13 protein-coding genes are annotated in these 15,816 nt (G+C 66.6%); 5 read left to right on the forward strand and 8 right to left on the reverse strand.

Translation table 11 applies throughout. From position 1 onward, the window contains the following. Nucleotides 1-42: 42 nt before the first annotated feature. Complete coding sequence (locus tag ACWDTI_RS05395; protein WP_449737020.1) at nucleotides 43-1,251, reverse strand: FAD-dependent oxidoreductase; 1,209 nt, start codon at nucleotides 1,249-1,251, stop codon at nucleotides 43-45. A gap of 107 nt (nucleotides 1,252-1,358) precedes the next feature. On the opposite strand from ACWDTI_RS05395, the gene ACWDTI_RS05400 reads away from it, so the two are divergent. From ACWDTI_RS05400 to ACWDTI_RS05410, 3 genes are all read left to right on the forward strand, one after another. Next, nucleotides 1,359-2,156 (forward strand): GntR family transcriptional regulator, encoded by a 798-nt coding sequence (locus ACWDTI_RS05400; protein WP_449737021.1) that lies wholly within the window; start codon nucleotides 1,359-1,361, stop codon nucleotides 2,154-2,156. Between the two features lie 14 nt (nucleotides 2,157-2,170). After that, nucleotides 2,171-3,034 (forward strand): sulfite exporter TauE/SafE family protein, encoded by an 864-nt coding sequence (locus ACWDTI_RS05405; protein ID WP_449737022.1) that lies wholly within the window; start codon nucleotides 2,171-2,173, stop codon nucleotides 3,032-3,034. Nucleotides 3,035-3,099: 65 nt separating this feature from the next. Beyond that, a complete protein-coding gene (locus tag ACWDTI_RS05410; protein WP_449737023.1) occupies nucleotides 3,100-4,497 on the forward strand; it encodes a rhodanese-like domain-containing protein in 1,398 nt (465 codons plus the stop codon). Between the two features lie 237 nt (nucleotides 4,498-4,734). On the opposite strand, the gene pflA is transcribed toward ACWDTI_RS05410, so the two are convergent. From pflA to ACWDTI_RS05445, 7 genes are all read right to left on the reverse strand, one after another. Then, nucleotides 4,735-5,547, reverse strand: a complete 813-nt coding sequence (gene pflA, locus ACWDTI_RS05415; RefSeq protein WP_449737024.1) for a pyruvate formate-lyase-activating protein — start codon at nucleotides 5,545-5,547, stop codon at nucleotides 4,735-4,737. A gap of 10 nt (nucleotides 5,548-5,557) precedes the next feature. Next, nucleotides 5,558-7,921 (reverse strand): formate C-acetyltransferase, encoded by a 2,364-nt coding sequence (pflB, locus tag ACWDTI_RS05420; RefSeq protein WP_449737403.1) that lies wholly within the window; start codon nucleotides 7,919-7,921, stop codon nucleotides 5,558-5,560. 74 nt (nucleotides 7,922-7,995) lie between these two features. Next, nucleotides 7,996-8,742 carry a succinate dehydrogenase/fumarate reductase iron-sulfur subunit gene (locus tag ACWDTI_RS05425; protein ID WP_449737025.1) on the reverse strand — a complete coding sequence of 249 codons (747 nt, stop codon included), beginning with the start codon at nucleotides 8,740-8,742 and terminating at the stop codon, nucleotides 7,996-7,998. A gap of 1 nt (nucleotide 8,743) precedes the next feature. Then, the gene (locus ACWDTI_RS05430) at nucleotides 8,744-10,672 is read right to left on the reverse strand and encodes a fumarate reductase/succinate dehydrogenase flavoprotein subunit (protein WP_449737026.1); all 1,929 of its coding nucleotides are present in this window, start codon (nucleotides 10,670-10,672) and stop codon (nucleotides 8,744-8,746) included. Between the two features lie 61 nt (nucleotides 10,673-10,733). Then, on the reverse strand, nucleotides 10,734-11,558 hold the full coding sequence (locus ACWDTI_RS05435) for a hypothetical protein (protein ID WP_449737027.1): 825 nt from the start codon (nucleotides 11,556-11,558) through the stop codon (nucleotides 10,734-10,736). Continuing rightward, on the reverse strand, nucleotides 11,555-11,842 hold the full coding sequence (locus ACWDTI_RS05440) for a hypothetical protein (protein WP_449737028.1): 288 nt from the start codon (nucleotides 11,840-11,842) through the stop codon (nucleotides 11,555-11,557). Before ACWDTI_RS05440 ends, ACWDTI_RS05435 begins: the two co-directional genes overlap by 4 nt. A 90-nt stretch (nucleotides 11,843-11,932) precedes the next feature. Continuing rightward, nucleotides 11,933-12,553, reverse strand: coding sequence for a TetR/AcrR family transcriptional regulator (locus tag ACWDTI_RS05445; protein ID WP_449737029.1), 621 nt, complete (start codon nucleotides 12,551-12,553; stop codon nucleotides 11,933-11,935). Between the two features lie 143 nt (nucleotides 12,554-12,696). On the opposite strand from ACWDTI_RS05445, the gene ACWDTI_RS05450 reads away from it, so the two are divergent. Together ACWDTI_RS05450 and ACWDTI_RS05455 are read left to right on the forward strand one after the other, a co-directional pair. Further along, nucleotides 12,697-13,731: an agmatine deiminase family protein gene (locus ACWDTI_RS05450; protein WP_449737030.1), complete on the forward strand. Its 1,035-nt coding sequence runs from the start codon at nucleotides 12,697-12,699 to the stop codon at nucleotides 13,729-13,731. Continuing rightward, nucleotides 13,728-15,758 (forward strand): amidase, encoded by a 2,031-nt coding sequence (locus tag ACWDTI_RS05455; protein ID WP_449737031.1) that lies wholly within the window; start codon nucleotides 13,728-13,730, stop codon nucleotides 15,756-15,758. The genes ACWDTI_RS05450 and ACWDTI_RS05455 overlap by 4 nt, the downstream gene beginning before the upstream one ends. The last annotated feature ends 58 nt before the right edge of the window (nucleotides 15,759-15,816 follow it).

Consider the following 15,816-nt stretch of genomic DNA (forward strand, 5'->3'; position numbering starts at 1 on the left):
CACGCGCCGGAGGATCACGCGCTGGAGGATTATCCGCCCGTCCTAGGCGCGTCCCTTGAGCATCAGGTTCCAGTACAGGAACGGCAGACCGTAGCGCTTCACGTACCACATGTCACGGCGCGGCCTCGTCACGTCGATCAACGGGAACGACGGGGTGTGGTTGAGGTCGTAGTCGAACTCGGCGAGCAGCATCGTCTTCCGCGATGTGGTCAGCGGGCACGATCCGTAGCCGTCGTAGCGGGCGGTCAGCGGTCGGCCGTCCAGGGTCGCCATCAGGTTCTCCACCACGACCGGTACCTGTTTGCGCACGGCTGCGCCGGTCTTGGAATTCGGGGTCGAGCCGACGTCGCCGAGGGCGAAGATGTCCTCGAAACGGTTGTGCTGCAACGTGTATTTGTCGACGTCAACCCAGCCGGCAGGACTGCCGGGATCGGAGATCTGGGACTTCTTGATCCAGTCCGGCGCGGATTGCGGCGGCACGATGTGGAGCATGTCGTAGGACACCGTGTCGCGCGCCGCCGATGCGTTGTCGGTGATCGTCACCGTTCTGAGGTCGGGATCGACATCGGTGATCTCGCTGTTGGTGCGGACCTCGATCCCGTAGTCGCGGGCCACTTCGTCGAGGGCGTCGGCGAATGCCGGGATGCCGAACGTGCGCGGCGTAGGCAACACCAGGACGACCCGGATGTCGTCGAGAACGCCCTGCTCGCGCCAGTAGTCGCACGCGAGGTACGCGATCTTCTGCGGCGCGCCCGCACACTTGATCGGTCCCGCCGGCATCGTGAAGACAGCGGTGCCCGACCGCATGTTCCGGATCAGCTCCCATGTCTTGGGAGCCATTTCCGGCGCGTAGTTACTCGAGGCGTGTGCGCTTGCGAGGGCGGCGCGCGCGCCCGGGATCGCGTCCCAGTCGATCTGGATGCCCGGACAGACCACGAGGCGGTCATAGGTGACCGTCGAGCCGTCGTCGAGGCGGACCTCTTTGGCCACCGGGTCGATCTCCTCGGCGGCGTGTCGAATCCACTCCGCGTTCTTGGGCATGACGTCGGCTTCCGGGCGGCCGGTCTCGTCCATATGTGCCCGTCCGCCGCCCACGAGGGTCCAGAGCGGTTGGTAGTAGTGCGTCACCGCCGGATCGATGACCGCCACTTTCTTGTGTTTGCGGCCGAGGCGTGCCGCGACGCTGATCCCGGCGGTGCCGCCGCCGACGATGACGATCTCGTGGTGTGTGGATGGTGCGGGAATATTCATCGCTCCCTGGTCCTTCCCTTCTGTAGATAATGTACGTACATTGATTTTCAAGATGTCCGTACATTAACTTCGAGCGTGACAGAGATCAAGAGCAGAGGCGGGAAGTGATGGCAGCAACACAGGGCGCGGCCCAGCGGCAGCTGCAGAGGGTCGCGGGGAAATCGCTGTGGCAGCAGCTCCGCGAGGACCTGCTGAACCGCGTGGCCGATGGCGAGTTCGCCGATGCATTCCCCGGCGAGTGGGAACTTCGTTCCGAGTACGGCGTGAGCCGCCACACCGTCAGGGAGGCGTTACGCGCGCTGCGTCAGGAGGGCGTGGTCACCGCCGAACGCGGTCGGCGCCCCCGGCTGGCCGGTCAGACCGAGATCACCCAACCCGTCGGCGCGCTGTACAGCCTGTTCGAGTCGGTCGAATCCCAGCACCTGCACCAGCGCAGCGTCGTGCGGCGGCTCGACCAGCGACGCGATGCGCACGCCGCGGTCCGCCTGGGCCTCGAGGAGTCGACCCCTCTGATCTATTTGGAGCGCCTGCGACTCGCCGGCGACAGCCCACTGGCGCTCGACTGCGCCTGGCTGCCTGCCGAGATCGCACGCCCCCTGCTCGACGTCGACTTCACCCACACCTCGCTCTACGAGGAACTGTCCACTCGGTGCGACGTGCGACTGACCGGCGGTCACGAGAACATCCGCGCGATCATCCCGACCACCGCCCAGCGCCGCCTCCTCGACATCGACGCGAACACCGCGGTCATGCGTGTCGAGCGCACCGGACAACTCGACGGCACCCCGGTCGAATGGCGCATCACCGCCATCCGCGGCGACCGGTTCAGCGTCCAGGCCGATTTCTCGGCACGGACCGGGTACACGGCCCAGTTCGCGGCGGCCAGCAGCGGCCCGGCGGCGTAGGAGCACCAATGACAATGATCGCCATCGCAATCGCGCTCGGTTTGCTCATCGGGCTCTCGCTGGGCGCGCTGGGTGGCGGCGGCTCGATCCTCACCGTGCCCGCCCTGGTCTATCTCCTCGACCAGCCGCTGTCGACGGCGATCACCCAGAGTCTCATCATCGTCGGGATCTCGTCGGCCAGCGGAGTGCTGGCACACGCTCGGGAAGGCCGCGTGCAGTGGCCGACGGGCATCGCCCTCGGCGTGGTGGGAGGTGTCGCGGCCTGGGGCGGAACGGCGATCGGCCGCCACGTCCCCTCCGATGTCACCTTGATGGCCTTCTCGGTGCTGATGGTCGTGGTCGCGGTGTCGCTGTTGCTGCGCACCCGGTCGCATGCCAAGGCCGAACCCACAACGGTGCCGTCGCTGGTGCCGGCGGTCGGCGAACCGGGCCCGACGTCAAGCGAGGATGCGTCGGGTGGGGATACACAGCCCGACAGCGACGACCCCGCCCTCCACCCGGCCAAGGCTGCCCTGCGGATCGTGGTCGCCGGCATCGGCATCGGACTCCTCACCGGCTTCTTCGGTGTCGGAGGAGGTTTCGTCATCGTCCCGGCCCTGGTGCTGTTCCTCGGCTACTCGATGCCGACCGCCGTCGGAACGTCCCTGCTGGTCATCACCATCAACTCGGCGGTGGCACTGGGCTCGCGCATCGGCCACGCCCCACTCGACTGGGCGATCATCGCGCCGGTCGCCATCAGCGCAATCGCCGGGTCCTACCTCGGAAAGCGTGTGGCACAGCGCTTCTCGGACAACTCGATGACCCGCGCTTTCGCCGTGATGCTCATCGCGGTGGCCGCATACGTCGCCGCCCGCAGCCTCGGAATCCTGCCCGGCTGACCTCCCACTTCAGAACCGAAGCACGACAGCAAACAGCAAGACACACAACAAGAATGGAGAATCCGATGATCCTGAAGCAGTACTACATCAGTTGCCTGTCCCACGCCTCCTACCTGGTGGGCGACGAGAAGACCAAGCGCGCGATCGTCGTCGATCCGCGTCGCGACATCACCGATTACCTCGATGATGCCAAGGCCCTCGGGCTGACCATCGAAGGCGTGGTCAACACGCACTTCCACGCCGACTTCGTGTCCGGTCACCTCGAGTTCGCCGCGGCCACCGGGGCGTGGATCGGATTCGGCGAAGCAGCCGTGACCGACTACCCCATCCGGCGACTCCCCCACGGCACGCACATCTCGCTGGGTGACGTCGACGTCGAGATCCTCTCGACCCCCGGCCACACCTGGGAATCGATCAGCCTCCTGGTCCGCGAGACCCCCGATGCGCAACCCACCGCGGTGCTGACCGGCGACTCGCTGTTCATCGGCGACGTCGGCCGGCCCGACCTCGCGAATCTCGGCGACACCACGAACACCGATCTGGCCCGCGCCATGTACAAGACCATTCACGAGGTGCTGCTCACGCTGCCCGACGACGTGAAGGTCATGCCGGCCCACGGGGCGGGCTCGTCGTGCGGGAAGAACATGTCCAGCGAACTCGTCTCGACGATCGGCGCACAACGCATGACCAACCCGTCGGTGCAGCCCATGAGCGAGGACGACTTCGTCAAGCTCATCACCACGGGTCAGCCCGCGATCCCCGGGTACTTCCGTGCCGACGCCGACCTGAACCGTCGGGTGCACGACGTGCTCGGCGAGTCCCGGCCCATCCGGGAGCTCACCCTCGGGGAGGCCCGCGAACGGCTCACCGACGACAAGACGGTGGTCATCGACACCCGAACTCCGGAGGAGTTCTCCGAGGCCCATCTCGAGGGATCGGTCAACGTCGGTCTCGGCGGGCGCTACGCCGAGACCTGCGGCATGGTGGCGTCGCTGACCGACCCGATCGTCCTGGTCACCCCACCCGGGACCGAAGAGGAAGCAGCGCTGCGGCTCGCCCGGATCGGGTACGACACCGTCGTGGGCTTCATCGCCACCGCCGACGACGCCGAGGTCGGACCGTTCCCGGACGGCCTCGCCGATCTGGTCCGAACCGGTGAGCGGGTGACCGTGCGGGAGCTCGCGGATCTGATGGCGCAGGATGCCGTCACCGTGCTCGACGTCCGCAATCCGGGGGAACGCGAGGCGGGGGCGATCGCCGGCTCCCTCCACATCCCGCTGCCCCAACTCGGTGATCGCCTCGACGAGATCCCGCGCGACAAGCCGATCGTCATCCACTGCCGCAGCGGGTGGCGGTCCTGTGTCGCGGCGAGTCTCGTGCGGTCGCAGGGGCACAACGAGATCAGTGACCTGATCGGCGGATACGAGGCATGGGAACTGGAAGGCCCCGTGGTCACACGCTGAGGTTGTCTCGCCAAGGGAGCGGACCCGTCGTCGGCCAGCATGTCGGCGAACCGTACCGGGTCGACTAACTCCGCGACCGTATCGGCGACCAGCCGGCCGTCGTGTTCGGCGATCAGCACGTGCTCGGGCGCCGGTGGCGCGGGAGATGTCGATGCGGTGCATCCACGATCTCAGGTCAGGAGCCTCGGGCAGGGTGATGTCAATGGGCAACGCGACGACCGGACTCCGCCGGATCGCTCACATCACGGTGATGCCGCGGGCGGCGAACTGGGCCTGCACTCGGGCGACGAGTTCCTTGTCCGGCGGGTGCGTGTCGGCCAGCAGATAAGGTTCGCCGGTCGCGGCCCATTTGTCGCGACCCAACTGGTGAAACGGCAACACCTCGACACGTTCGACGGTGTCGAGGCCTTCCACCACATCGGCGACGGCTTCTACGTTGTCGACCGCGTCGGTCAGCCCGGGAACCAGCACGAACCGGATCCACATCGGCTTGCCCAGGTCGGACAGTCGCTCGGCGAACGCCAGCGTCGGTGCCAGTTCACGTCCGGTCACCCGTCGATAGGTCTCCGGGAGCCCCGACTTGATGTCGAGCAGCACGAGGTCGACGGTGTCGAGGTCCTCGTCATCGAGTCGCGCGCCCAGCATGCCGTTGGTGTCGAGCGCGGTGTGGATGCCGAGATCGTGACAGCGGCGGAACACGTTGACGACGAACCTGGCCTGCAGCAGTGGTTCTCCACCGGAGATGGTCAGCCCGCCCCCGGTGACGTCCATGATGGTGGCGTAGCGGCCGACCCGCTCCATGACCTCGTCGACACTGTGCCGCACACCGTCGGCCATCCGCCAGGTGTCCGGGTTCTGACAGTATTGGCAGCGCATCCCGCAGCCGGCGAGGAACAGGGTCATCCGGGTGCCCGGACCGTCGGCGGCGGTCACCAGATCCCACGAGTGCACCGACCCGATCTGATGGTCGCCGAGGTGTTCACTCAGCTCGACCTCGTGGTCGGCGATGTGCATCGGCGGGATCTGCGGAGCCGGCGCGTGATCGGGCACCGTGTGCCGCCTACAGGCCGGCGTGGAAGGTGCGCGAGAGCACGTCGAGCTGTTGTTCGCGGGTGAGCCGGACGAAGTTGACGGCGTAACCGGACACCCGGATCGTCAGCTGCGGGTACTTATCCGGATGCTCCATCGCATCCTCGAGGATCTCCCGGTTGAGCACGTTGATGTTGACGTGGAATCCGCGCGACACCATGTAGGCGTCGAGAATCCCGACGAGGTTGCGCACCTGCTCGTCGCGGGTTCGGCCGAGACCCGACGGCAGGATCGAGGTCGTCAGCGAAATGCCGTCCTGCGCATGCTCATAGGGGATCTTGGCGACCGACAGCGCCGACGCCATCACCCCGTGGACATCGCGCCCGTTCATCGGGTTGGCACCGGGCGCGAACGGTTCACCGCGCCGGCGTCCGTCGGGCGTGTTGCCGGTGTGCTTGCCGTACACGACATTCGAGGTGATCGTCAGCACCGACTGGGTGTGGCGCGCGTTGCGGTAGGCCGGCTGTGCGCGCACCTTCTCCATGAACCGCTCGACGATGTCGACGGCGATCGCATCGACACGGTCGTCGTCGTTGCCGAAGCACCCGAACTCCCCCGTGACGTCGTAGTCCACGATCAGGCCGGTGTCGTCGCGCACCGGCCGCACCGTCGCGTACTTGATCGCGGAGAGCGAGTCGGCGGCCACCGACAACCCGGCGATACCGCATGCCAAGGTGCGCAACACAACTCGATCATGCAATGCCATCTCGATGCGTTCGTACGCGTACTTGTCGTGCATGTAGTGGATACAGTTGAGTGCGTCGACGTAGGTCTCGGCGAGCCAGTCCAGCAAAGCGTCGTAGGCGGTCATGACCGCGTCGAAGTCGAGCACCTCGTCGGTCTGCGGAGAGCTCACCGGCGCGACCTGGTCGCCCGTGATCTCGTCGCGCCCACCGTTGATCGCGTACAGCAACGCCTTGGCGACATTGACGCGCGCCCCGAAGAACTGCATCTGTTTGCCGACGGCCATCGCCGACACGCAACAGGCGATCGCGGTGTCGTCACCCCAGAACTCGCGCAGCAAGTCGTCGGACTCGTACTGGACGGCGGAGGTGTCGATCGACACCTGGGCGCAGAAGTCCTTGAAGCCCTGCGGAAGTCGCGGCGACCACAGCACGGTCATGTTGGGTTCCGGTGCGGGCCCGAGGTTGTTGAGCGACTGCAGGTATCGGAACGAGGTACGGGTGACCAGGGTCCGCCCGTCCTCACCGATCCCGCCGATCGTCTCGGTCACCCAGGTGGGGTCACCGGAGAACAGTGCGTCGTACTCCGGGGTGCGCAGGAACCGGACGATCCGCAGTTTGATCACGAAGTCGTCGATGATCTCCTGTGCGGCCTCCTCGGTGAGTACACCGTCGGCGAGGTCACGCTCGAGATAGACGTCGAGGAACGTCGACGTGCGACCCAGCGACATCGCGGCGCCGTTCTGCTCCTTGACCGCGGCGAGATAGCCGAAGTAGAGCCACTGCACGGCGTCGCGCGCATTGGTCGCCGGGCCGGAGATGTCGAAGCCGTAGGACGCGGCCATCTGCTTGAGTTCGCCGAGCGCCCGGATCTGCTCGGCGTTCTCCTCGCGGTCGCGGATCACGTCCTCGGTGGATCGCTCCATGTCGAGGTCGATGCGGTCGAGTTTCTTGGCCTCGACGAGCGCGTCCACCCCGTACAGCGCCACCCGGCGGTAGTCGCCGATGATCCGTCCGCGGCCGTAGGCGTCGGGCAGCCCGGTCACGATGTGCGACGCGCGGGCCGCCCGCACGCCGGGCGGGTAGACGTCGAAGACGGCATCGTTGTGGGTCTTGCGGTACTTGGTGAAGATCTCCTCGAGTTCGGGTTTGACCGGGTAGCCATAGGTTTCGAGTTCCTTGACCACCATCCGCCAGCCGCCGAACGGCATGATCGCCCGCTTCAGCGGAGCGTCCGTCTGCAGTCCGACGATGACCTCGTTGCCGGCGTCGATGTAGCCGGGGCCGTGGGCGGTGATCGCGGCGGGCGTCTCGTAGTCGACGTCGTAGACGCCCTTGCGTCGCTCCTCCGGGAACATCTCGGTGAGTTTCGCCCAGATCGCGGTGGTGCGGGCGGTGGGACCGGCCAGGAAGGAACTGTCGCCGTCATACGGCGTGTAATTGTCCTGGATGAACCCTCGCACATCGATCCGGTCGCACCAGTGCCCCGGCCGGAAGCCACGCCACGCGCGCGGACGTGGCTCGGCGAGATCCTCGTGTGCCGTCTGGCCGGTGGCGTGTTCGGTGCTCATGGTTCGTACCGCCTCGGGTGTGGGGTCCAACGCTGTGTCAACGGTACGGGATGACGCCGATCGCGACGACCCGGCCGCCATGCGGCCTACCGGCGACCACCGCGCCGCGGACTCCCCACTTTCCGTCGTCGACACGTGGCCCTGAAACCGGTCACCTATCGGCGAAACAGCTTGTTACCCAACCACACCAACGGATCGTAGTGCCGGTCCACCACCCGTTCCTTCATCGGGATCAGGGCGTTGTCGGTGATCTTGATGTGCTCGGGGCACACTTCGGTGCAGCACTTGGTGATGTTGCACAGCCCGAGGCCGTGTTCGGATCGCGCCGAATCGCGCCGCTCCGCCACATCCAGCGGGTGCATGTCGAGCTCGGCCACCCGCATCAGGAACCGGGGTCCGGCAAAGTTCTGCTTGTTCTCCTCGTGATCACGGACCACGTGACAGGTGTCCTGGCAGAGGAAGCACTCGATGCACTTGCGGAACTCCTGCGACCGTTGCACGTCGACCTGTTTCATCCGGTACTCCCCCGCCTTCAGGCCTTCGGGCGGCGTGAACGACTGGATTTCACGGGCTTTCGCATAGTTGAACGAGACATCGGTGACCAGATCGCGGATCACCGGGAACGTCCGCATCGGGGTCACCGTGATCACCTCGTCCTCGGTGAAGGTCGACATCCGCGTCATGCAGAGCAGTCGTGGCCGGCCGTTCACCTCAGCCGAGCAGGATCCGCACTTGCCGGCCTTGCAGTTCCAGCGCACCGCCAGATCGGGTGCCTGGGTCTGCTGCAGCCGGTGGATGATGTCGAGCACCACCTCACCGTCGTTGACCAGCACGGTGTAGTCGTGGAGGTCGCCGTCGTCGGTGTCACCACGCCACACCCGGAACTTCGCGTCGTAGCCCATGTCAGCTCTCCTTGTCGCCTCCGGCGTCCGGGTGGCCGGCGATTTCGCCGGCGGTGTAGTACTTTTCGATCTCGGAGAAGTCGAACAGTGCCATGAGGTCCGGGCGCATGGGGATCTGCTCCTCCGAGACCACCGTGACCTCCGGGACCGCTGAATCGTCGCCGGAATCGGCGGTGCAGACCAGCAGCGTGCTGCGCCAGTTCGGGTCCATCGCGGGATGGTCGTCGCGGGTGTGACCGCCTCGGCTCTCGGTGCGCAGGAGCGCCGCCTTGGCGACACATTCACAGACCAGCAACATGTTTCGCATGTCGACCGCCAGGTGCCAACCCGGATTGAACTGGCGGTGTCCCTCCACCTGCATGTGGCCCAACCGGTTTCGCATCGTCTCCAGAGCGGTGATCGCCTCCGCCACCTCCCCCTCTTTCCGGATGATGCCCACCAGGTCGTTCATGAACTGCTGCAGTTCGGAGTGGAGGGTGTAGGGATTCTCCGACGTGCCGTCGGCGGGTGGATCGAAGGCCGCCAACGCGAACGCCGCGGCACGGTCGATGTCGGCGGCGGAGATCTCGGGCCGATTATGCAGCGACTCGACGTAGGACGCGGCGCCCAGTCCGGCGCGCCGCCCGAACACCAGCAGATCGGACAATGAGTTGCCACCCAACCGATTCGAGCCGTGCATCCCGCCCGAGCACTCACCGGCGGCGAACAGTCCGGGCACACGCGATGCCCCGGTATCGGGATCGACCTCGATCCCACCCATCACGTAGTGACAGGTGGGGCCCACCTCCATGGGCTCGGCCGTGATGTCGACGTCGGCGAGCTCTTTGAACTGGTGATGCATCGACGGCAACCGGCGGATGATCTCGTCGGCCGGCATGCGGGAGGCGATGTCGAGGTAGACACCGCCGTGATCGGTGCCGCGGCCGGACTTGACCTCTTCGTTGATCGCCCGGGCGACCTCGTCACGCGGCAGCAGATCGGGTGTGCGGCGGGCACTGTCGTTGTCGGCCAGCCATTTGTCGGCCTCTTCTTCGGTCTCGGCGTACTGCCCCTGGAACACCGGCGGAATGTAGTCGAACATGAATCGCTTGCCGTCGGTGTTCTTCAGCACCCCACCGTCACCGCGGACGCCCTCGGTCACCAGGATCCCCTTGACGCTGGGCGGCCACACCATTCCGGTCGGATGGAACTGGATGAACTCCATGTTGATCAGGCTGGCACCGGCGCGCAGCGCGAGGGCGTGACCGTCGCCGGTGTACTCCCAGGAGTTCGACGTCACCTTGAACGACTTGCCGATACCGCCGGTCGCGAGCACCACCGCCGGTGCCTCGAACACGACGAAACGGCCTGACTCGCGCCAGTATCCGAACGCACCCGAGATCGCATCACCGTCCTTGAGGAGTTCGGTGATGGTGCATTCGGCGAACACCTTGATGCGCGACTCGTAGTCGCCGGTGGCCGCATGATCTTCCTGCTGCAGCGAGACGATCTTCTGCTGCATGGTCCGGATCAGCTCCAGACCGGTCCGGTCGCCGACATGAGCGAGCCTCGGGTAGGTGTGTCCACCGAAGTTGCGCTGGGCGATTCGCCCGTCGGGGGTTCGATCGAACAGCGCCCCATAGGTTTCCAGCTCCCAGACCCGGTCCGGCGCCTCCTTGGCGTGCAGCTCCGCCATCCGCCAGTTGTTGAGGAACTTGCCGCCACGCATCGTGTCCTTGAAGTGCGTCTGCCAGTTGTCCTTGGAGTTGGCGTTCCCCATCGACGCGGCACAACCGCCCTCGGCCATCACGGTGTGGGCCTTGCCGAACAGCGACTTGCACACCACCGCAACCGAATAGCCCTTCTCGCGGGCCTCGATGACCGCCCGCAGCCCGGCGCCGCCGGCACCGATGACGACGACGTCGTATTTGTGGCGTTCCGGTTCCGTCATTTAGCTCAAGACCCCCAGCGTGAAATCGATTGCGCAACAAGCGTTGCGTACGGGAAAGTCATCAACCCACGAAACGCAGGTCGGAAATCGTGTTGCTGGCCACCAGCATGACGTAGAAATCGGTGAGCACCAGCGTGCCGAGCGTGATCCAGGCGAACTGCATGTGCCGGGTGTTGAGCTTGGAGACCTGGGTCCAGATCCAGTACCGCACCGGATGTGCCGAGAAATGCTTGAGGCGGCCACCGGTGACATGCCGGCACGAATGACACGACAACGTGTAGGTCCACAACAGGATCACGTTCACCAGCAGGATCACGTTGCCGAGACCGAATCCGAAACCGCCGTCCTTGCCGTGGAACGCCATGATGGCGTCGTAGGTGTTGATCAACGAGACGATCAGCGCGACATAGAAGAAGTAGCGGTGCGCGTTCTGGATGATCAGCGGAAGCCTGGTCTCCCCCGTGTACCGGCCGTGCGGTTCGGCCACGGCGCACGCCGGCGGCGAGAACCAGAACGAACGGTAGTAGGCCCGACGGTAGTAGTAGCAGGTCACGCGGAAGCCCAGGAGGAAGGGCAGCACGACGAAACCGAGTGGGATCCACATCGGGAGTTCGGGGAACGGCGTCCCGAAATGGCTCGATCCCGGCACACACGAGTCACTCAGACACGGTGAGTAGAACGGCGTCAGATAGTGATAGTCCGCAACCCAGTAGGCGCTGCGGACGAACGAACGCACCGTCGCATAGATGATGAACGCCGACAGACCGAGCGCCGTCAGCAGTGGCGACAGCCACCATCTGTCCACCCGAAGGGTGCGCGCCGCGATGCGCGCCCGTCCCGGAGAAAAGACCCCGGTAGCCTCCCGCTCAGTCGCGGGGGAACTCACTTCGTTCGCTCACGCGAGTGGAAACCCAGCCCTTCGTCTTGCGCACCGAGCCACGCGGCCTCGTCTGACTTGCTGTCGGGTACATAGACCACGTCCGCCTTGGCCTTCGGCCGGAGCAGCGGCGGTGGCGTGGTCTCGAAATCGTGCAGGTCGATCTCGAGCCGGTCGAGGTCGTTGGTCATGCGGCGGACCGCGTCGACATCCCCGTACTGCGCCTTCAGCGTGAGGATGTGATGACGCAGCACCCCGATGCTGCGATGCAGTTCATTCATCTCGGCCGTCATGGCGCTCCCTCCAAGACCTCTGTGATACGCACCACAGTACTGGCAGGACACGTCCAGTCAACGTCTTTGACCGAACGTGTCGGGGCCGGGCTACTGCAGTGTGCCGCGAGGCAGACCGAGCTCGTTCTCCATCGCGCGACACACGAGTCGTCCGCGGTCCGGCGGCCCGCCGCCGTAGTGCACGAGCGCGTGGGAGTTGACGCCGTCGATCATGCCGAGGAACTGCCAGGCGACGTCGGCGGAGTCGTCGGTGGTGAACTCCCCGGCCGCGACCCCGTGGTCGATGACGCCGACCACCAGCGCCTGCCACGTGTCCATCACCCCACGGACGGCCGCGGCGAGGGGTTCGTTGATACGCCCCAGACTGTAGGCATCCGCCCACACCGAGGTCACGTCGTCGCGGCTCGGCTCCATGAGCGTCGCGATGAGCCGCCGCAGCTTGGTCGTGGCCGACGACTCGGCCCCGATGAGCTCGCCTATCTCGTCGAGTTCGGCGGTCGTGATGGCCGTGAAGGTGCTCGCGACAAGCGCGTCCATGCTCGGCTCGTAGTGCGCCACCAGCGCGGGCGCCACGTCGATGCGGGCGGCGACCGAGCGCAGCGTCAACGCCGGCAGCCCCTCGGTGCGTGCGAGTTCTCGCGCCGCTGATCGGATTTCCTCGGCCCGCTCGGTGGCCGACTTGCGTGCCGCGCGCGTCCGCGAAGACGTCATGAGGTCATTCTGGATTCGCTTGATCACTCAGTCAACAGCTGTTGATCGATTGCCCAATAAGTGCGCGGAAAGTCTTGACGGCCGCCCCGCCCGGCTCTAGTCTCTGTTTATTGATTACTCGATCAATAACGAGAGGCTCGCAGATGTCCTGGAGAATGCCCGCCGAGACCGCACGCCAGGAACGCGTGTGGATGGCCTTCCCGCGCAAGAACACCACCCTCGCCGAGAGCGCGGCGGACGCCGAGACCGCATACGCGGCATGGAGTCAGGTGGCCAACACCGTCGTCGAGTTCGAACCGGTCACCGTCGTCGTCGATCCGAGCGAATCCGTCCGCGCCCGCCGGATGCTCTCGAGCGCCGTCGAGATCGTCGAGGCCGATCTCGACGATGCGTGGATGCGCGACATCGGCCCGAGCTTCGTCACCGACGACGCGGGCCACATCGCCGCGGTGGCATGGACATTCAACGGGTGGGGCGCACAGGACTGGGCCGAGTGGGACAACGACCGTCGCATCGGCCGGTTCGTCGCCGGGCGCGCGGGCGTGCCGGTGATCAGCTCGATGCTCGTCCAGGAGGGCGGGGCCATCCACGTCGACGGCGAGGGCACCGTGCTCGTGACCGAGACCGTGCAGCTCGACCCCCACCGCAACCCGTATGCCACCCGCGAGACTGTCGAAGCCGAACTCGAGCGCACCATCGGTGCCCGAAAGGTCATCTGGCTCCCCCGCGGCCTGACCCGTGACTACGAGCGCTTCGGCACCCGAGGCCACGTCGACATGGTCGCGACCATCCCGTCGCCCGGCACCCTCCTCGTGCACCAGCAGCCCAACCCCGAACACCCCGACCACCTCGTGACGCGCGAGTTGCGGGAGTTCCTCGCGGGGACCACCGACGCCGCCGGCCGCAACTGGACCATCGTCGACCTGCCCGCACCGGAGGTCATCCGCGATTCCGAGGGCTTCGTGGACTACAGCTACATCAACCACCTCGTGGTCAACGACGGCGTCATCGCCTGCGGATACGGCGAGGAGGCGGCCGACGCCCGCGCGGCCGAGATCCTGGCGTCGGCCTATCCGGGCCGGCGGGTCGTGACGATCGACGCGCGTGAGATCCTCGCGCGCGGCGGCGGCATCCACTGCATCACCCAGCAGCAGCCGGCGGCCGGGAACCCGGCATGACGAATCCGACGCCGACCCCATCGCTGGTCGAAACCCCACCGCTCGTCGAGACATCCGTCGCCGAACTGAGTGCGGCACTCGCCGACGGCACTGTCACGAGCGTCGAACTCGTTGCCGCATACCTGAACCGGATCGCCCACTACGACCGGCACGGCATCACCCTCAACGCGATCCCTGTGCTGAATCCGGCGATGTTCGACGAGGCCCGCGCCTCCGACGAACGCCGAGCCCGCGGCGAAGCACTCGGACCGTTCGACGGCATCCCCTACACCGCCAAGGACAGCTACCGCGTCAAGGGACTGACCGTGGCGTCCGGTTCGCCGGCCTTCGAGCACCTCGTGGCCGGCTCGGATGCCTTCGCGATCGAGCGTCTGCGCGCGGCCGGGGCGATCTGCCTGGGTCTGACCAACATGCCGCCGATGGCCAACGGTGGCATGCAGCGCGGCGTCTACGGCCGGGCCGAAAGTCCTTACAACCGTGACTATCTCGCCGCCGCCTACCTGTCGGGGTCGTCCAACGGATCGGGTGTCTCGACGGCGGCGAGCATGGCGGCCTTCGGACTCGGCGAGGAGACGTGGTCGAGTGGCCGATCGCCGGCGTCGAACAACGCGCTGGCCGCGTACACGCCGTCGCGCGGCGTGATCTCGGTGCGCGGCAACTGGCCACTGACCCCCACCATGGACGTCGTCGTACCGCAGACCCGAACCGTCGACGACCTGCTGGCACTGCTCGACGTCCTCGTGGCCGACGACGCCGACACCCGGGGTGACTTCTGGCGCACCCAGCCGTGGGTGACGCTGCCCGCGGCGTCGGCCGTGCGCCCGGGTTCCTACCTCGACCTCCGCGACCCGGAGTCGTTGCGCGGCAAACGCTTCGGTGTCCCCCGCATCATCCTCGGCGAGGATGACGAGGCGGGCTGGCCGATCACGCCGCGACCGTCGGTCATCGACCTGTGGGAGCGGGCCAGGGCCGACCTGGAGGCCGCGGGTGCCACCGTGATCGACGTCGACTTCCCCGCGCTCACCAACTACGAGCTCGACCGACCGGGAGCGCGCGACGGCTACGCCCGCGGCATCCTGCCCGCCGGCTTCTTCGACGCCGAGATGTGGGATCTGACCACCTGGTCGTGGGACGACTACCTCCAGGCCACCGGCGACCCGTCGCTCAACCGCCTCGCGGACGTGAACGGCGAGAAGATCTTTCCCCTCCCCGACGGCGCGATCCCCGACGAACTGCACGGTTACTACGCGCGCTACAACCTGGACATCGGCAAGTACCCCGACCGTGCGGCACAACCGATCACGCCGCTCGAGGAGATCGGTGACCTCGAGGCCGGTGTCCGGGGACTCGAGGAACTGCGTCGCGTCGACTTCGAGGAGTGGCTCGACGATCTCGGCCTCGACGCCCTGGTGTTCCCGTCGGCGCTCGACGTCGGCGCGGCCGACGCCGACACGAATCCCGCCTCGCACGAGCGGGCCATGGCCAACGGTGTCTGGGTGTCGACGGGCAACACGATGATCCGGCACTACGGCATTCCGACGGTGAACGTCACGATGGGCACCATGAGCGACATCGGCATGCCGGTGAACCTGACCTTCGCCGGTCGCGCCTACGACGACAACGCGCTGCTGGCGTATGGCTGGGCGTACGAACATGTTTCGCGACGGCGGACACCCCCGGCGGCGACGCCGGAGCTGCCGGGGCTCGCCCGGCCGGCCGGTCGCGCGGACGGCATTGCTCCCGCACTGACCGTGGCGGCGTCCACGCGCGCCGACGGTGATATCGCGACGATCGAGGTGTCCGGGACGACGGAGGCCGACGTGGTGCAGGTGTTCGTCAACGGTGTCGCCGCGCCGGTCCACCGCGATCCGTCGGCCTTCACCGCGGTGGTGGAGATCCCGGCGGCCGAACTCGAGCGCGTGCACTCGCAGTGGCGCACACCGTACGGCGCCGTGGTGATGGTCGTGGCGACGTCGGCGCAGGGAGCGGCCGCGGGTCGCTATCTGGTCGTCGGCGGCACGGAGTGAGCACCGGCGGCTGACCGCGTGGCTAGAGTCGATGGGTAGCCCAGGCATCGACTCGTGC

The organism is Gordonia sp. NPDC003424 (assembly GCF_053588655.1).